This is a genomic window from Aquimarina sp. AD10 (assembly GCF_003443715.1).
Classification (GTDB): domain Bacteria; phylum Bacteroidota; class Bacteroidia; order Flavobacteriales; family Flavobacteriaceae; genus Aquimarina; species Aquimarina aggregata.
In genome coordinates, this window is record NZ_CP031965.1 from 2,925,249 (window position 1) to 2,943,833 (window position 18,585).

21 protein-coding genes are annotated in these 18,585 nt (G+C 30.2%); 9 read left to right on the top strand and 12 right to left on the bottom strand.

What is annotated here, in order from left to right; translation table 11 throughout:
- The first annotated feature begins 1 nt into the window (after position 1).
- Positions 2–442, top strand: a complete 441-nt coding sequence (locus D1816_RS12185) for a hypothetical protein (RefSeq protein ID WP_118503176.1) — start codon at positions 2–4, stop codon at positions 440–442.
- Here D1816_RS12185 and D1816_RS12190 read toward each other — a convergent pair.
- The 8 genes from D1816_RS12190 to D1816_RS12225 form a co-directional block, all read right to left on the bottom strand.
- Positions 439–1,572: a pentapeptide repeat-containing protein gene (locus D1816_RS12190; protein WP_118503178.1), complete on the bottom strand. Its 1,134-nt coding sequence runs from the start codon at positions 1,570–1,572 to the stop codon at positions 439–441. The two genes, D1816_RS12185 and D1816_RS12190, sit on opposite strands and share 4 nt — an antisense overlap.
- A 154-nt stretch (positions 1,573–1,726) precedes the next feature.
- A complete protein-coding gene (locus D1816_RS12195) occupies positions 1,727–1,948 on the bottom strand; it encodes a hypothetical protein (protein WP_066317012.1) in 222 nt (73 codons plus the stop codon).
- A gap of 310 nt (positions 1,949–2,258) precedes the next feature.
- The gene (locus D1816_RS12200) at positions 2,259–2,711 is read right to left on the bottom strand and encodes a thioesterase family protein (RefSeq protein WP_066317014.1); all 453 of its coding nucleotides are present in this window, start codon (positions 2,709–2,711) and stop codon (positions 2,259–2,261) included.
- 20 nt (positions 2,712–2,731) lie between these two features.
- A complete protein-coding gene (locus D1816_RS12205; protein ID WP_066317016.1) occupies positions 2,732–3,619 on the bottom strand; it encodes a DUF5777 family beta-barrel protein in 888 nt (295 codons plus the stop codon).
- A 5-nt stretch (positions 3,620–3,624) separates the two neighbouring features.
- Positions 3,625–4,167: a YceI family protein gene (locus D1816_RS12210; protein WP_066317018.1), complete on the bottom strand. Its 543-nt coding sequence runs from the start codon at positions 4,165–4,167 to the stop codon at positions 3,625–3,627.
- 23 nt (positions 4,168–4,190) lie between these two features.
- The gene (locus D1816_RS12215) at positions 4,191–4,613 is read right to left on the bottom strand and encodes a hypothetical protein (protein ID WP_118503180.1); all 423 of its coding nucleotides are present in this window, start codon (positions 4,611–4,613) and stop codon (positions 4,191–4,193) included.
- A gap of 13 nt (positions 4,614–4,626) precedes the next feature.
- Complete coding sequence (locus D1816_RS12220) at positions 4,627–4,977, bottom strand: cytochrome c (RefSeq protein WP_118503182.1); 351 nt, start codon at positions 4,975–4,977, stop codon at positions 4,627–4,629.
- Between the two features lie 326 nt (positions 4,978–5,303).
- Complete coding sequence (locus tag D1816_RS12225; RefSeq protein ID WP_066317029.1) at positions 5,304–6,419, bottom strand: LytTR family transcriptional regulator; 1,116 nt, start codon at positions 6,417–6,419, stop codon at positions 5,304–5,306.
- A gap of 299 nt (positions 6,420–6,718) precedes the next feature.
- On the opposite strand from D1816_RS12225, the gene D1816_RS12230 reads away from it, so the two are divergent.
- From D1816_RS12230 to D1816_RS12240, 3 genes are read left to right on the top strand one after another with little or no spacing between them, the layout of a single operon-like run.
- Entirely contained in the window at positions 6,719–7,144 is a 426-nt protein-coding gene (locus D1816_RS12230) for a hypothetical protein (protein WP_066317031.1), read from the top strand.
- Entirely contained in the window at positions 7,137–7,685 is a 549-nt protein-coding gene (locus tag D1816_RS12235; protein WP_066317034.1) for a YceI family protein, read from the top strand. The genes D1816_RS12230 and D1816_RS12235 overlap by 8 nt, the downstream gene beginning before the upstream one ends.
- Positions 7,675–8,598 carry a DUF5777 family beta-barrel protein gene (locus D1816_RS12240; RefSeq protein WP_066317036.1) on the top strand — a complete coding sequence of 308 codons (924 nt, stop codon included), beginning with the start codon at positions 7,675–7,677 and terminating at the stop codon, positions 8,596–8,598. The genes D1816_RS12235 and D1816_RS12240 overlap by 11 nt, the downstream gene beginning before the upstream one ends.
- 36 nt (positions 8,599–8,634) lie before the next feature.
- On the opposite strand, the gene D1816_RS12245 is transcribed toward D1816_RS12240, so the two are convergent.
- Positions 8,635–9,462 (bottom strand): cyclase family protein, encoded by an 828-nt coding sequence (locus D1816_RS12245; RefSeq protein WP_118506253.1) that lies wholly within the window; start codon positions 9,460–9,462, stop codon positions 8,635–8,637.
- A gap of 34 nt (positions 9,463–9,496) precedes the next feature.
- Complete coding sequence (locus D1816_RS12250; protein WP_066317803.1) at positions 9,497–9,868, bottom strand: VOC family protein; 372 nt, start codon at positions 9,866–9,868, stop codon at positions 9,497–9,499.
- A 447-nt stretch (positions 9,869–10,315) separates the two neighbouring features.
- Here D1816_RS12250 and D1816_RS12255 point away from each other — a divergent pair, with 447 nt between their 5' ends.
- The 5 genes from D1816_RS12255 (at position 10,316) to D1816_RS12275 (ending at position 16,927) form a co-directional block, all read left to right on the top strand.
- Entirely contained in the window at positions 10,316–10,834 is a 519-nt protein-coding gene (locus D1816_RS12255; RefSeq protein ID WP_066317048.1) for an RNA polymerase sigma factor, read from the top strand.
- Between the two features lie 11 nt (positions 10,835–10,845).
- Positions 10,846–11,739 carry a FecR family protein gene (locus D1816_RS12260; RefSeq protein WP_118503184.1) on the top strand — a complete coding sequence of 298 codons (894 nt, stop codon included), beginning with the start codon at positions 10,846–10,848 and terminating at the stop codon, positions 11,737–11,739.
- A 254-nt stretch (positions 11,740–11,993) separates the two neighbouring features.
- Complete coding sequence (locus D1816_RS12265) at positions 11,994–14,591, top strand: TonB-dependent receptor domain-containing protein (RefSeq protein ID WP_118503186.1); 2,598 nt, start codon at positions 11,994–11,996, stop codon at positions 14,589–14,591.
- A 117-nt stretch (positions 14,592–14,708) separates the two neighbouring features.
- Positions 14,709–15,446, top strand: a complete 738-nt coding sequence (locus D1816_RS12270) for a class I SAM-dependent methyltransferase (protein ID WP_118503188.1) — start codon at positions 14,709–14,711, stop codon at positions 15,444–15,446.
- Positions 15,447–15,547: 101 nt separating this feature from the next.
- Positions 15,548–16,927, top strand: a complete 1,380-nt coding sequence (locus D1816_RS12275; protein ID WP_118503189.1) for an exonuclease domain-containing protein — start codon at positions 15,548–15,550, stop codon at positions 16,925–16,927.
- A 115-nt stretch (positions 16,928–17,042) separates the two neighbouring features.
- Here D1816_RS12275 and D1816_RS12280 read toward each other — a convergent pair whose 3' ends face one another.
- A complete protein-coding gene (locus tag D1816_RS12280; RefSeq protein WP_066317057.1) occupies positions 17,043–17,354 on the bottom strand; it encodes a hypothetical protein in 312 nt (103 codons plus the stop codon).
- A gap of 99 nt (positions 17,355–17,453) precedes the next feature.
- A complete protein-coding gene (locus tag D1816_RS12285) occupies positions 17,454–18,419 on the bottom strand; it encodes a sodium-dependent bicarbonate transport family permease (RefSeq protein ID WP_066317060.1) in 966 nt (321 codons plus the stop codon).
- Between the last annotated feature and the right edge of the window lie 166 nt (positions 18,420–18,585).

Below are 18,585 nucleotides of genomic sequence, written 5' to 3' on the forward strand. Positions count from 1 at the left end.
TATGAATACCTTTTTAACTCAAAAATTAAATATTTTAAAAAAGACTCCTAAAAGTTTAGTTTTAACCTATGTTATCATTTATTTTTTATGGGGGTTAGGGATGAATCGTTTTGGTGCTGAAATGGAAATAGCAAGGTTTACATTTTGGTGGCAAGTAATTACATGTTACATCCTTTATATGGTTCCTATCTCTATACTTCTTAAAGATTATAAATTCTTTGATCAATATGCATATGGTTTGGTCGCAATGGGTATCTTAGAATTTCTTGGATATTGGCTTAAAACATCATATGTATACCCAGACAACCTTCTTGATCAATTGTTTAACCCTCAAAATTTTAGTCTGGGTATGGCTTTATTTTTTGCTTTGTATTTTCCTACAGGAAATTGGTTAGTATCAAAAATTCATAGACTCGTTTTTTTAAAACGAGAAGACAATTAAGATTTCTTTTTAGGAATTAACATAAACTGTTTCTTTCCTTGTTTTTTAATTTTATATCGATCCTCTATATCATCTGCCCCTTCAAGTTTTAAAGAATCGGTAATATAATCGATCCAATCTTGTTTGTCGACAATTGCATTATCTAATATAACATCAGAAAGATTGGTGTCTATTAATTTTGCTCCCCATAATATTGCACCAGAAAGGTCTGCTCCCGATAAATCTGCACCAGAAAGGTTTGCATTTGTTAAATTTGCCCCTGACAGTTCTGCTTCTTTCAAATTACAAGCCATCAATCGCGCTCTTTTAAGATCTGCATCTGATAGGTTAACCTTTTTCATGTTAGCATTTTTAAGTTCACTATTTCCTAAATTTGCAGCGGGCATGTTAGCATTTGTTAGGTTTGAATAATTTAATTTTCCATATTTTAAATAAACTCCTCTTCCAAATGATACTCCTTTTAAGTCACTATATTCAAAATCTCCTGCATAAAAGATATCGCTTAAAGATTGCTCTCCCAAATCACTTTTTATTAAACTATATAATAATTGTCCTCGTTCAGAACTTGTTTTTTCGTTAGTTAATTTTCCATCTTCAATATACTGATAGGGCTTCATTGCTCTTGATAGACTTACAATTCTTGCCTGTAATGTATTACTAATATTATTTTTAGAATTAACACTTTTGTACTTTAATTCTTCATTTAAATCTCCTAAAACGTTATCCATAACAAAAACCAGAGAAGATCTTCTATCGGCTTCAACTAAACTATTCTGATTTTCGATAAATTTATTTTGATTCATCAATAATTTTGTTTGGAAAACTAAAACAGCCGCTGGGATTACTCCTACCATAAATGCAAATAATCCAATTCTGGTAATACGCCAAATAACACTTGATGATACATCAGATACGGTATCTACAGAAACCGTCTTATATTCTTTATATTCGTTTATAGCGTTCCCAATGCTCTTTTTAAGTCGTGAACCAAAAATAGGAACACTCGATTTTTTTAAAAGCCACCATCTAAACCTTCTTTTTTTCTGTTTCCCAGAATTGATTTTAGCCAGTTTATCTTGAAGTAACTTATTTTCCTTCTTTAATCGGTCGATATATTCTTGTTCGTTCACTTTACTAGGGGTTTATTATCATTTCTAAATGATACATTTAGTTTATTAAAACGTAAGATATAAAAGTATTATTACCTAAAAAAAAGAAAGTCTCTTTTACAGTTTGTAAAAAAGACTTTCATCAATCAATATAAAAACAACCAATTAATGGTACTCATTTTAAATATCTAGCAATATCATCTGCAATATCTTCAACCAAGGTAAAATCTTTTCCTTCATCAATTAGATTAATGGTTTTTATCAAAACCTGAATGTAACCAGAGACATATTCTTTCTTTTTCTGATCATCAACACATCCTTTACCTTCAACAACTATAAATGTCATTAAATTGCGAATAATCAGTCTTGCATCAGAAATATCTAAATTATCTTTCATGATTTACCTTTTTGACAATCTCCTTTCTGGAAATCAATAATGAAGTTAAAACTCTAACATTCAAAAAATTAAAAACCAAAGAAATTAACCTCACAAAAATCGATTAAAAGCAATTTTTATCGATTTTAGAAATTAGATCAAATTTCTAAAACAATACGCATAAAAAAACTCTGCTATAAAACATTATAGCAGAGTTACATTAAAACCCAATTAACAAATTCGTAACGCATAGCTATCATCTAAATGCATTACTTAATTAAAACAAACACTAATATTATTGTATCGTAATTATTAATTTTAACTGTAAAAATTAATCTTTTACAATGTTTAACGATATATTTTTATGTACGTTAAGCCGTAATTGCTGGGCAAAAAAGGGCTCTAGTATTTTTCTTGGCGGAGTGATTGTTTTGTGATTATTAATATCACACCAATTTAATTTTGTGATGACTATAGCACATAATTCATTATACTCATTAAAAAATGAGTTTTTAACTCTTATTTTTTGTCTATTATCTGTGATTTCTATGCATTCAAAATTTACAAAGAAGCGTTGCGTAAACATAAGGTGCTTTTGAAACAGCAACTCTTCAGTACACTTTTGAAATCCTATAGCCAATGAAATCAACTTCTGTTTAGAATACCCTTTTTCAAATAGGAAATTATCCAATAATCGCGATGCATAGGAAAAGTACGCATGATTCTCCATTATCATATAATCATTTACATCATTGCCTAGCACTTTATATGTTTTCCTATACATCTTGACTATTATTTTTTGTATTACTTCTTTATTTTTCTTTTTCCTAATTGAAATGTTCGCGAGATATTAAATCCAAAATGTATATCCCCTCCAAAAAAGTCACCGGTTGTTTCTGTAATAAAACTTTTTTCAATCATTGTAATCGAGTTAGATAAAATGATCTGAAATACATGCCCTCCTGTTTCTATATCTACTCCAAAAGCAAGTGAGTTTTTAGCCTCTATTGATTCAAGAGGATTAGCGGTATAATAGTACTCTGCATTTACAGATATCCTATTACTTAATTTGGCCCTTCCTCCAAATCCAAGTGCAAAAATGTCGTGTGGATCGCTTTCAATTTCAGTGAAATTTCTATGTACAAAAGTTGGAGTTATCTGAAAAGAAAAAGCTGAATTAAACTTTCTGGCAATAAGTAATTGTGAGACATAAGAAAGTTTTTCATTAAAACTTGGCTCGTTTGCGGGATCAAAATCTTCTAATGTTCTATAAGCAATGCTACTAAAAAGGGACATTGTTACTGGAAACGATTTTTTACCTGAACTCTGTTTTAATAGTTTGTATTTAACAAAACCATCATATGTTTTATCAAAGCTACTTCGCCCCAATCCCAACATTAAGTCTTCAGTCACCCCATACTCGAATGCAAATCGAATATTTGATTGATCTAGACCAAAAAGCTCATCAACTCCTTGATTAATCCTACCGAAACGGTGAGATATCAAAAATATCAAACCACCTTTCTTACTATTTTCTACAGAATGTCCATTAAGTATTCTTGTTCCTTTAAAGGTTGCTGTTGTAAAAGTTTTGGTATCTGGTGCTTCACTTTCTAAAATATCCAAAAGATCTTGTCCAGATACTTGTAAAGTAATTGCTAATATTGCTATTGTTGTTATGAATCTTTTCATTTGAATTATTTGTATGGTTCATGGTCTAATGCGAATGTCACTTTTACGATCTTGGCAATATTATTTCTTACAATTCCAGGAATTTTAATGTCAAAATCTGCTACTGCTACAGGAAAATCCCCATCGAGAGTAATATTATTTTCTTGTTTATGTAGTTGAGCTTTAGTTTCTATATTTTTAGAAACTCCATGAATAGTAAGTATTCCCTTTACAGTTACTTCTTGTTTACTATTATCTAAGTCACTAAAGTTTTCGATCTTACCTTTAAAAATTGCTTTAGGAAACTTATCTGATTCGACATAATTCTCGTTAAAATGTTCTTGCATTAACAATTTTTCAAATGCGAATGATTTCATAAGCATTGAAATAGCAATATCTCCTGTTGAAGAATCTACAATACTAAGTACTTGATCGTTATCTGCTGTAATATCTTCGAGAGGAGAATGAGAGAAAAATGAGGCACTTCCTTTTTTCGTAATAAACTTCTCTTGTGCATTTGAAACTGTTATAAAAAGCGAGAAGAATAATAATATATAATATGATTTCATGTTTGTTTGTTTTTAATTAGTAATTATTTAGTTAGCATACATTTCACAAGGATAACATCCATCAGATATCCTGTACAAATTCCTTTTATAGTAATATTTTGATCTTTTTTCAAGACAGACCACTTAGAAGTTTCACTAGCTTCAAGATGGCATATTACTGTCCCAATGGCGCTGTCGGTACGTAAAACAACTATTCCTTTATTTTTTATAGAATCTAACTGAGCAATTTTACCCGTCACCTCAACTACTTTTTCTAAATACTTGGTGTTAGCTTCATCTTCGTTATTTAAAAAGTCGTTCAACAACATACTAGACTCCAGAGATACATCTGGTGATATATCAAGAACACCCTCTGATGTTTTATTGAACATCGTTGTTGCAACATATATACCTATCAATCCAATACATAATAGGGGTACAAGAATTGTAATTCTTTTTTTATTCATTGCAATATCTTTTTTAATTGTTTAATCCTCCGTTTTCTACCCAACAACGAATAGTTTCTATTTCTTCATTAGACAAGGATCCTCCTAATGGCATTCTTCGTGTGGTAACCTGATCTTTTACACGTTCTGCGTTTGCACTAATTCCTGCAAAGGTTCTTAAGTCAGGAGCTTGGTTACCCCCATGACAAGTGATACAATTATTATCAATAATTGGTTTAACTTGAGTGGCAAATGATATTGCAGGATCGCAAAGGTCAATTTCAATTGGTCCATCTTCATTTTCTACATTGTATTCACATGATGAAAATGCGATACAAATGCCAAAAACCATGAGAGCTTTTTTAATTTTCTGATTCGTATTCATGTTTAATTTTATTTGTTACTTGTTGAGACAAAGTAAGGCAGAATGGGAGGTTAGAATCAAAACAAAGTACATGAGAGGGAAAAAAACAGGCTTAAAAAGGAAATAATACGATTGAAATAAACTCGTTTTATGGATATTTAAGTTTTGTAGAATTTACAACCTTTATAAAATCAGAATATTTTAATAGAAAAAAACAAGATGTGAATACAGATTACATAATCAGATTCAAAATGAGGTTCATATACGATTTTAAAAAAGCATATCGAGTTACTCAAAAAAAATAGAGAATCTAATTTAAAGTATTTATTAAAAATGAAAAAACGGCTTTAAAGATTAAGCCATTGTTTAAATTCTGCAGCTTTATTTTTACTTATTATAATCTCTACTGCCGAATCAGGTTGTACCAGAATTTTAAGTTGGCTATTTCCATACTTAATAATTTTTTCTATTGCAGCAATACTAATTATAAACTGTCTGTTAGCTCTAAAAAACAATGAAGCATCTAAACTCGTATAGATATCATCAAGACTACTATTACTAGTTGATTTTTTACCATTTGCACACATCACGTGTGTAATGGTATTTTCTGTATAGATATATGCGATTTCATCAATAGAGACTGGTATCAATTCATGTCTTATATACGTTAGAATTCGTTTTTTACTTGCATCTGATAAAGGATCCGATTGTTCTTCAATTGGATCGGGATCTTTTACTACTTTTTGCTGATATGCAACAAGATCAGTATTTAACTTTGAAAGACTGATCACTTCGGTCTCTAAACTTGTATTTTTTAATTCTAGTTGTTTTTCATAGTTACTACCAATCAAACGAACTGCTAAAAAGGAAGAGATAATAATGATCGCTCCCATAATAATAAAGATGATATAAAAATTTCTTCTTAGATTTTTTAATTGCCCATTCATTTTACTAACATTAACATGAGCGGCTACAATCCAATCAGAATTTTTAACAGGAGACAAATGTATTACCTCAGACTCCATTTCATAATCACTAAGTCCTTTTTTAGTATCTTTTTTGTTAATCAATAAATCATACAGATCATTAGAATTAATTTCTTCATCTAATGATGATAATAATGTTTGATTAGAGCTTATCTTCTGTCCAACTTTAGTGATATCCGGATGACAAATTTCTTTGCCTGACCAATCAAAAAGGCATACAAATCCTGTTTCTGTATTTGTGTTTTCAATAGTTTTTTGCACATTTTCTTTAACTTCCTTCTTATCCACTCCCCCCATAAGTTGAAAGCTTATCAGACTGGCAACTTCATTAGCCTCACGCTTACTGGATTCTATCTGAACTTCGATTTGCTGATTTGCACTTACTCTAATAAAATACTGTGTCCCCAAGGAGGCCATTATCAGAAAAATAATAGTGATAGAAATAAAGGTTAAGAAATATAATTTATCTTTTCTCATCGATATAATATGCTAATCAAAAAATTATTACCGTACTTTAAGAATTAGTGCACTCTAGCTTACCTATTCAAAAAACGAAAATACTGTAAATTTCTTGCTATTCTATATGGCACTAAAATAATGATAAATAATTCAATTAAAATATTTCCTTTTCAACCTCAATTTTTTCACTCTAACATATATTTTTTATGTCTTGCTAAACTAAGGTTGTTCTTTTGTGTAATAAAATTTTAAATTGCAGATATATCTATTAGGTATATCTGCGGGTATTGAAAATAATATAATTTTCTAATCTATAAATGAATAAAAAAGGTAAAATAGTTTTTTTTGCTATAGTAACGGTAGTTTGGATATTCGCAATTTTTTATGCTAAGTATCGAGATCCTGCTTATACTAATATTGATCTAGCGACTACAGAATTAAAGGTGAGCTCTGAAGATTTAGTAAGCTTATTCTTGAATAATGAAAAATTAGCTACAGACACCTATGCGGGAAAAATTATTGAGATTGATGGAATTGTAAAGGACATTACTTTTTTAAATAACCGAAATACAGTATTATTGTCCAGCAAAGTTTGGTCTTCAAATGTAATTTGTGATATGAGAATTGATCAAGTTAAAATTGTAGAACAACTTAAAGTAGGTCAAAAAATAAAAATAAAAGGAGTCTGCAAGGGCTTTCTTAAAGATGCTGTAATATTAAATTGCAAACTAATCAATGAATAAAATTATTCTTTTACTGTTTTTTTTGACAAATTTTGCTGGTATTGATGTAAAGCAAGATCAAATCATAGCGCGACAAGGTCAAATTTCTTTCTTTTCATATACTTCTGTCGAAAATATTGAAGCCAGAAACAATCAAGTTCTTAGCATTATTGACCTATCAAAAAATGAAATCGCTATAAGTATGCTCATGCAAGCATTTGTATTTAAAAAATCATTAATGCATGAACACTTTAATGAAAGTTATATTGAATCAGATATTCATCCAAAAGCAACTTTTAAAGGTTCGATTATAGATTTTGACCCACTTCTTGAGGGAGAACAAACTAAAATGATTAAAGGTTTCTTAGAAATACATGGGATCTCTAAAGAAGTTGAAATAAAAACGACCATCCAAAATACAAATGGGACTTATGCATTAGCTGGTGAATTTGAAGTTGCAGTAAAAGATTTTGATATCAAGATTCCTCCTGTTTTAACCAGTAATATTGCCAAGACTATTTCAATAACATTTAGATTTGAATATCAACCTTATGAAAAATAATGCTCATTTTCTTTTCTGTTTTTTTATATTGATTGGATTCAACACTTCAATATATGCGCAAGATCTACTGGAAACCTTAGACAAAGAGTTTCCTGACACACCTAAATATGAAATGTCTACCTTTAAAACTACACGTATTGCTATTGGGCATTCTATAGAAAATCGTAAAAAAGGAGTCTTAGAAATACGCACCATGAGCAGATTTTGGGATATCCCGAATAATGACGCTGGTCAAAGTTTCTTTGTGGATAAAATAAGTACTCGAGTTTCTTTAGAATATGGAATTACAGACAATTTAACTTTTGGAGCAGGTGGTACTACATTTGATGGTATTTTTGATGGATTCTTAAAATATAAACTCGTTCGCCAACAAAAGGACACTAGAAAATCTCCTTTTAGCGTTACCCTTTTTCAAAATGCATCGTATCGTAGTAAGCGTTTTAGAAGCATATTTACAAACATTAATAAAACAGAAGAGTTTTCTGATAAACTAGCATTTACAAGTCAACTATTAATTGCTCATAAGTTTAATCCAAAATTCTCTGCGCAAATAGCACCAACTTTTGTTCATAGAAGTTCTTCTGCTTTTGGTGAAGACCCAAATAATCAATTTGCTGTTGGTATAGGTGCTCGTCATAAATTAGGAGGTCACGTGTCTATAGTTTCTGAATATTACTATCTTATTAATCCATTAAAATCTATAGATACCTACGATGCCTTTGCTCTAGGAATAAACTGGGAATTGAGCGATGTTATGTTACAATTTCATATGACAAATGCAAGAAGTATTGTTGAAGATGCTTTTATTACGCAAACTCGTAACAACTTTAATTTTAATGATGGAAATTTTCATTTTGGATTTAATGCCACCTTTATCTTACATTTCAAGAATAAATTAAAAGAGAATCACTAAAATCACATCCTAACGTAATCTTTAGTACATAGATAATTATTCAGTAACTAATGCTATAATTCTTAAGGGTCCACCACTACCCCCTTTAATTTTCATGGGTAGGGCAATAATCTCAAAACCTGTTGCAGGTAATATATCAAGGTTTGTTACATTTTCAAAAGCAGGAATATTTTGGGAGAGTAATACTACATGACTTTTAAAAAATTGCGATTGACCGTAGTCAATACTAGGAGTATCAATTCCTATAGCATTGATAGTACGGTTTTTGATTAACCATTCTGCTGCCTCTGGAGCAAGTCCTGGAAAATGTAAATCTTTAAGAGCTTCTTCCCCACGTTCATTTGTTCCTAGATATTTTAATTTATCTGGATAATACTTAGAAAAACCAGTAGCTAATAAGACAATGCTTCCTTCAGGAATTTTTATTTGTTCTCTTTTCTCCCATTCTTTAAAATCCTCTATACTTATTTGGTAATCCGGATCCAGTAACGCCTTTGCAGAAACATCTATTTTAATTGCTTTTCCTATTAATTTTTCAAGAGGTATTTGGTCAACTGTTTGTCCTGTTTTTGAGAAATGAATCGGGGCATCAATATGGGTCCCACCATGTTCTGCTGTAGTAAAATTATTTGCCGAATAATAATACCCTTTTTCTGTTTCTCCTTTATATACCGTATCCAATTCAAATTCTTTTGCTGTGACCCAATATATGGTTTCATCAGAAAAAGTATGTGATAAGTCTACTATCTTTTGTTGTTTTGTAGATGTAGCTGAGGCTTTTTTCGGTTTTTCGGTTTTATGCGCACATCCTAAGCAAAATAAGATAAATATTACACGAATAAATAAACTAAGTTTTATATTCATAACGAGTAGGTTTTTATGGTATAGCATCACCTTATTAGACATGTTGATCTATTAATATAGGGTTTCCATCTGGATCTAAAATCATCATACTACCGGGTCCATTTGTACTTTCATCAACTTCTGTTTCCAGCTTAACTCCATTATTCTTAAGTTGCTTTTGAATATCTCTAATATCATCAAATGATTGTATCTTATTTGCGTTCTCATCCCAACCTGGATTAAAAGTCAAGATATTATCTTCAAACATCCCTTGAAACAATCCTATAAGTGAATTTTCATTTTTCATAATAAGATATTTTCGCTCAATATCCCCTGCAAATACAGTAAAGCCCAGATTTTCATAAAACTCTTTTGAAATCTTAATATCCTTTACATTTAGACTAATCGAAAATGCTCCTAATTTCATATCGTTCATTATTAATGATTTGTAAACATATTATATAATGTGGATAAATACGTATCCTTTCTACTCTAAACAGCTTAAAACTAAAGCTATCTAATGCATAAGATATAAAAATGAAGAATAATAATATATCAAAACACAAATAAAAATAGGGTGTTATAGCATTTAGTTGTTGTATACATATAGCGATTAAAAAACTGAAGTAATTTAAAAAAGGGAAACAATACTATATTAACATTGAAAAGCTAACAGAAATCTACATCGTTTATAAAGGGTTATTAAACAAATATGTAATTTTCACAAACAAATCATAAGCTTTTCTAATAGGTGAATAGTTATTTACATTATGACTTAAGTAGGTTTATTCTTAAAATACAATATTTTCATTAATGAAAAAGTTATGATATACTTATAATTTGTATTTTTAATACTAAAACCTCTTAAATACTAATGGCCACCCCTAAAAGCAATGTGTGCGATGAAAAAATATTTAGAATAGTTTTTGACGAATACTCACAATTGATACGCAATTTTATTTACTATAAATGTGGCGATATAGATCAAGCCGAGGACCTAACTCAAGATGCTTTTGTAAAACTTTGGAAAAATTGCAAAAATGTACCCTTTGAAAAAGCTAAGTCTTTTGTAATGAAAGTTGCACAAAACTCCTTTTTTAATACGCTTAAACATAAAAAAGTTGTTCTAAATTATAATGAACAAAAATTAGAAAACACTATTGAGCATGAGAATCCAGAATTTATATTAGAAAAAAAAGAGTTTCTTATTAGACTGCAAAATAGTATAAGCAATCTACCTGAAAAAGAAAGGGAAGTTTTTTTATTAAGTAGAAAAGATAAAAAAACGTATAAGGAAATTGCAGAAATTATTGGTTTAACACAAAAAGCTGTAGAGCGTAGAATGCATTTGGCATTAAAAAAATTAAAAGAAGAACTTGGGGCAAGCATATAAACGAATTAGTAATGGATGATTTTTTAGCAAAATGGGCAAGCGGAGATATATCTGAAGAGGAAAAAGAAAAGTTTCGTCAAAGTAAAGATTATGATCTTTACAAATCTATATTAGAGGGTACAGAGTTCTTGGACTTACCAGACTACAATAAAGACCAATCATTTACTAAAGTTCAAGAAAAAATAGCTAAAGTCCCAAAAGTAATTTCTTTGATTCCTAAATGGCTATATTTGGCAGCAGCATCTATCGCTCTTTTAATCGGATTTAATGTCTTTTTTAAGGCTTCAACAACTCATACATCTGGCTATGGTGAACAAGTAAGTTTTAGTTTACCTGATGATTCTGAAGTAATTTTAAACGCAAATTCAAGCATAACATATAGCACAAATAGTTGGCAAGATGAACGGTCCCTTGCTTTAAACGGAGAAGCCTATTTTAAGGTAAACAAAGGCTCTACATTTACTGTAAAGACGGCTAATGGTGAGGTAAGTGTTTTGGGAACTCAATTTTCGGTAAACGCAAACAAAACTACTTTTGAAGTCCAATGCTTTGAAGGAAAAGTTCGTGCTAAAAAAGGAGAACTCTCAAAAGTAATTTCTAAAGGACAGGCTGTTAGAGCACATAATAATAATTTTGAGCATTGGAAACTTAACCAAAATAGTCCTTCATGGTTAGGAGACGAAAGTACATTTGATAATGTTCCTTTACAACAAGTGATTTTAGCGTTAGAAAATCAATACCACATTGATATTATAAGTGATCATATAAATAGCGACATCAGATTTACTGGTTTTTTTACTCACAGCAATCTTGAAATTGCACTAAAAACAGTATTCGAAACACTAGAAATAGAATACACATTTAAAAATGAAGAAACCCTAGTATTGCTTACGAATAACAAATAATTTAGTCTATAAAAATAGTATTCGTTTGAATTTTTAAACTCGTTTTCACATTTCGACTAAATTTAAACCCTGACCAAATAACATTTTTAAAAATCAAATAAAATCTTTCAATTAAAGAAGGACAATAAATTATAGTAACAAAAGTTAATTTATTATCTTTATTTGACATTGAGAACTTCTTCAAAAGGTATCTATTTTCAATATAAAACACTAAGGTCTTAAATTACTCTAAAAATGCTAACCCCCATACAATTGTGAGAATTGTACTATTTTGTCTATTAATTTTACCCGCTCTACTTTTTGCTCAAGAAGACATATTTTCATTTAAATATAATAACGAAAACTTAAGTGATGTTTTAGATGATATACAATCAAACTATAACATTAAGTTTTCATATAATCCTTCGTGGATCAAGGATCAAGCAGTGACCCTTTTAATCAAAGATGCATCATTAACCCAAATACTTGATTTTTTAGAGCATCAAATCTATTTTACCTTTACCAAAATTGATAATGAACATTATATTTTAAAAAGATTAAAATCTATCCGTATTTGTGGTCGTATACAAAATATTGAAAACCATAAGAATATCTCGAATGCCAGTGTAAAAAACATAAAAAGTGGATTGATAACCAGTATGATTATCACAGACGAAAAAGGTTACTTTGAGGTAGAAAACATTAGTATTACAGATACACTAACTATATCACATTTAGGATTTAAGGATCTTAAAATCCCTATTTCCGAAGTACAAAATAAAACCTGCAAAAATTATTTTCTTCAGATTAGAGATTATCTTTTAAATGAGGTAATCATAAAAGATTATCTTTCTTCTGGAGTAGCTATAAAAAATGACGGAACTATTCATTTTGACCTTAAAAATGCAGATGTACTAACCGGTCAAGCAGAACCCGATGCTTTACAAAGCGTACAATTATTACCTGGGATAGAAAGCCCTAATGAAACAGCATCAGGAATTTTTATTCGTGGTAGTACCCCAGATCAAAATCTTGTGCTTTGGGATGGCTTAAAAGTGTATAATACTGATCATTTTTTTGGAACACTAACAAATCTTAATCCTGCAATTATAGATGATATTACCGTATATAGAAGCGGCGCAAAAGCCGAGTACGGAGATCACGTTGCTGGTGTTATTGACATAAAAACAGATCAAAACATTCCTGAACATACGCAAACCAGTATTGGTCTAAATATGCTTCATGCAGACGCAGCACTAAAAATACCAATAGCAAACAAATTAGGACTTATTACATCGGCTCGTAGGTCGATTACCGATGTAATAGAAACTCCGGCTTTTTTAAGAAATGCAATGAAAGTATTTCAAAATTCAAGAATTTCTACAAATCAGGAAGAATTTGAAGAAGATCCTACTTTTTCTGAAGAACAGACTTTCTTTTATGAAGATTACACTGCAAAAATAATTTATAACATCAGCCCTAAAGATAAGATCTTATCCAGTGTACTATACACTAAAAACAAATTAGATAATTTATTCACAATAGACGAAGATGAAGACTTGCCTGTAATCGTTGATGAAGCCAGAGGACCAAGAGTTGATCAATTACAAATTCAAAATTTTGGAATCAGTACAACATGGCACCGAAAGTGGAATGATTATTTTGATTTTAGCATAAATACCTATCATTCAAAATACAAATTAGACTATTTCGGTAGAAATTTTTCAAGTTTTATTTTAGGCACGAATGTGCTAACTAGAAAAAATATTGTTAATGAATCTGGAGGGTTACTAAAAACAAACTTTCATTTAGGTAACTCACTAGTGTTAACCAGCGGTTATCAATTCAAAAATAAAGAGATTAGATATATCCTTGACACTCCTATTTTTATCACTCTAGATCATGAATATAGTATCAAAACTGAGCATTCTTTTTTTAATCAAATAAGTTATAATAAATATAAAAATTGGCATTTTGATTTAGGTCTAAGAACAAATCGATATGTTTTTTCTAAAAAAATATTTTTAGAGCCAAGGTTTTCTATCGAAAAATCTATTAATACCAATTTTAGAATTAAAGGAGCTGTCGAGATTAAAAATCAATCCATAAATCAAATAGAACAAACATCTGATAATGATCTTGGTTTAGCTACCGGAATTTGGTTACCTTCTAACGATACAATACCGCTTGTAAGCAGTAAACAAATATCTGCAGGAGTACTTTTTAAGAAAAGAGATTGGATCTTAGATATTGATGCTTATTATAAGGAAAGTAGCGGTTTAAGTGCTTTTACAGTACCTCAATTAACCGCTTTTTTTGATTTTATTACTGAAGGAAGTAGTATCTCAAGAGGAATTGACGTACTTGCAAAGAAAAAAATAGGTAGTTACGCTAGTTGGATCGGATATAGTTATGCCGATAATAAAGCTACTTTTGAAGGCTTGAATAATAATCAACCGTTTAATACCGATAGTGACATCACTCATTCATTAACCTGGTCACATTTATATAGTTGGAGGGATTTTCAATTTTCTTTAGGTTGGCGATATCGCACCGGTGTTCCCTATACAGAAAGAGATGAAACTTTACAGTTAATTATGGGTCGTATTAATCAAAAAAGACTACCCGAGTTTCATAGATTAGATTTTTCTATGAATTACACATTTGCATTGTCAAAAGATAAATCCTATAAAAATTGTAAAATAGGTGGCGCGTTACTTAATGTATATGACAGAGAAAATATTTTAGGAAAACAGATAGTCGATATAACAACAGAGACTAATATCCCATCAGGAGGTGATAGACGATCAATACTACAAACAACTAGATCACTTGGACTTACTGCAAGTTTTTTTATTCGATTTAACTTCTAGCACTAGTTACGCAATCTAAAAATATCATTTTCACTTTTAAAGGTTCTAAATCAAAATATCGGTACCTTTAATTAAAAATAGCATCATCTGATACTAAATTCATTAACCAATTATTAAATGGAAAAGCTATATACCGATTTAGCAGAAGTTTATGAAGCGATGTATAAAACTTTTATAAACTACCACGATGAATATAATTTTTACAATAAAATAATAAAGAGGTTTAATGCTACTCATCTTTTAGAAATTGGTAGTGGCACAGGTAATTTGGCCTCTTACTTTATTAAAAATGGTGTTACATATTCTGGGTTAGATTATAGTAAAGAGATGATTTCGATTGCTCAAAAAAAAGTGCCAAATGGTAAATTTATCAAAGGAGATATGCGTAGTTTTCATCTTAAACAACCTGTACAAGCTATTATAATGACGGGCAGAACCATTAGTTATCTATTACCCAACATAGATGTAAAATCTACTTTTAAGACCATTTATGAAAACCTTAAAGAACGAGGCGTTTTTTGTTTTGATTTTATTGATGCCAGAGCATTCATTCCCGAAATTTCAAAAGAAAAAAAAGTCATACATACGGCAATGTATAATGGTACAAAATATTGTCGAGAAAGTATCTGGAATTTAAATTTAAAATATGGCATGGATTTTCTTTGGTATTCAAAATATTTTAAAGAAGTTGAAAACGAATGGATTGAAATTGGGAAGGATACGTCTATAATCCGGGCTTTTTCTAAAGAAGAAATTGAAATATTTCTTACCATTACTGGTTTTGAAATTAAGGATATCATCAAAAAAGAATCCTATGCCTTCCCTACTTATGTCGTAATAGCTCAAAAACCATAAGTAAAAAGTAATTGTATTTTTTATTGGAATATTTCCTTAAATAAGGAATTTTTCCGATTTTTCATTTTTTTATAGTAATTTTGCAGCATTAAAAAAGTACAATGCGAGATCAATTATATTCGGTTATCGATGTTGAAACTACTGGAAAAGGTATTTTAGGAAATCGCATTACAGAGATTTGTATTGTGGTCTTAAAAGATAGTACGATCATTGATAAGTTTACTACTCTTGTAAATCCTGAACAACACATCCCTCCTTTTATTACTGGTCTTACCGGCATAGATGACGATATGGTGAGAAATGCACCAAAGTTTCATGAAGTAGCTAATCGCATTCTTGAAATGACAACAGGAGCTATTTTTGTTGCTCATAATGTTAATTTTGATTACAATGTTGTTCGAGAAGAATTCAAGAATTTAGGACATACATTTACCCGAAAAAAATTGTGCACCGTACGCCTGTCTCGAAAATTAATCCCAGGCTTATTCTCTTATAGTTTAGGAAGACTTTGTACATCTCTTAATATACCTTTAGAAGGGCGTCATCGGGCAGAAGGAGACACTGATGCCACTGTTATATTATTTCAACAAATCTTGACCTTAGATCCAGAACACCTTACTATAAATACTTTTCTAAATGCTCGTTCTAAAGAAGCAACGTTGCCACCACATCTTAACGTAGAAACTATCGATTCTTTACCTGAAGAAACAGGCATTTATTTATTCAAAGATCAAAAAGGTAATGTAATTTATGCAGGAAAAGCTAAAAATATAAAACAACGAGTAATTAGCCACTTTTATGACAAAAAGAACAAAGAATACGCTCTTGGTCAAAGTACATATACTATTGATTATGAAATAACAGGTAATGAACTTATTGCTTTATTATTAGAAGCAGAAAAAATACAGAAATATTACCCCAAATTTAATAGTGCACAAAAAAAACCTGTAGTTCCTTTTCGCATACTTAAATATACCAACAGAAAAGGAATTATACAACTGGCTATAGATCGTTCTAAGAGTATAGATCACTCACTAGAAATATTTTATAGACGATCTGACGCAATAGAACAATTAGAAAAATTATGCTTTGACTATCAATTATGTCCTAAATACTGTAATTTACTAAATACTACTGAGCGCTGTTCTCATTATAGAATAAAAAATTGCAAAGGTATATGTTGCGAGGAAGAATCTGTGGCATTGTATAATATGCGCGTACAAAAGGCTTTAACTTCTTTAACAAAAGAAAAAGAAACATACTTTATCAAGGAAAAAGGGAGAACTATGAATGAACATAGTTTTATAATGATACAAGATGGTATTTATAAAGGTTTTGGATATATAGATCATTCTGAACAGCTATCAACCTTAGAGGATTTCGATTCTTTTTTAACTTCACAAAAGCATACATACCACACTACAAAAATTATTAAGAGTTATTTACGTAAACATGGAGAAAACAATATAGTTTACTTCTGATTACTTTATAGTATGAAAAAAGCGATCCGTACGAAGATCGCCTTTAGCTCTAACAAATAATTAGGGGAAATCAAATCATCAATCAAACAATATTTTTATGATTACTAAGAAATTATTAGTCCTCTATAAAAATTTCTATAGTACTCTTCATTTTTAATTTCTTTCCTTCAAGTCTTGCCTGTCCAAAAAATTCTTTAGCAATTTCTTGTTCAGAAATTAATTCGTCAATTCTACCATTATCATATTCGCAACTATCGGTAAAATCACCTTCTGTACGCGATAAACGTTGTAGTTTATGAAAATTGATTTTCACTTTGAGTACAGAATTGATAATATCTGCAGCTTCTGTCGCCGTAAAAACGCCATCTATTAAATTAATGTCTTGGCTTGTTTTTAGCATTACTGGTGCTGTTTCTAATGTTTCCATAACTATGAATTACTATTTTTTTATTTTATCTACTACAAAGATGCATTATAAATTCTATATATTTTTATTTATATATTTTATAACAATCATAAAATATTATTATGATAGATGAATAATACATAAATATAAAGGCATTCCAAGAGTAATATTAAAAGGAAATGTAATCGCCAATGCCATTGGTATATAAAGACTAGGGTTTGCTTTTGGTGCTGCTAACCTCATCGCTGCAGGAACTGCTATATAAGAAGCACTTGCTGCTAATATTGCAAACAACAATCTATTTCCATTTTCTGAAATAAAAGCTCCGCTTATCACCGCAACTATACATCCATTAACAATAGGTATTAGTATCGCAAATAAAAATGCGAACCATCCTTTTTTTATAAAATCAGAGAGTTTGCGTCCGCTAGTAATCCCCATGTCGAGTAAAAACACAGCCAAAAAACCTTTAAATATATCCGTGGTAAAAGGTTTAATTCCTTCTGCTTGAGATTCACTTGCTAATAACCCAACGATAAGACTTCCTATTATTAACAACACACTGCCATTGGTAAGTGCATGATGCAACACTTTTTTCATCGGTATTTTATCTTCATTCTTGTTTTTCTTAAAGACTGTAATCAATAACAATCCTACCATTATAGAAGGCGCTTCCATAAGTGCCATAATTGCAACCATATGACCATTAAAAGCAATTTGTTCCATCTCTAAAAAAGTGATCGTTGTAACAAAAGTAACGGCACTCACAGAACCATAAGAGGCGGCTATTGCTCCAGAGTTTTCTAAACTAAACTTTTTTCTTAATATAAAAAAAGTATACACAGGTACTATAATTGCTAGCATTATACCAAAGAAAAAAGACCACACAATTTCTGCATTAAATTCACTATGAGATAATTCCTGACCTCCTTTAAAACCTATCGACAATAAAAGATACAAAGAGATAAATTTTGAAGAATTCTCAGGTATATTAAGATCACTTTTAAGCTGCACAGCAAGAATTCCTAAAAAGAAAAAAAGTAACGCCGGATTTGTTAAATTATCCACCAATAAATGTATATCCATAACAACTGTAATTAATTATTTTAAAAGGTTGATTTTTTTAATTGATAAGATTCAGTCATTATGGGTTATAAGATGAAATATATAGATTGATCCCACTATAAATCCACATTTCAAAATTTCAGGCAAGAAAAGTGAGCCGCTTTTTAGAGATAAGGATATAAAAAAG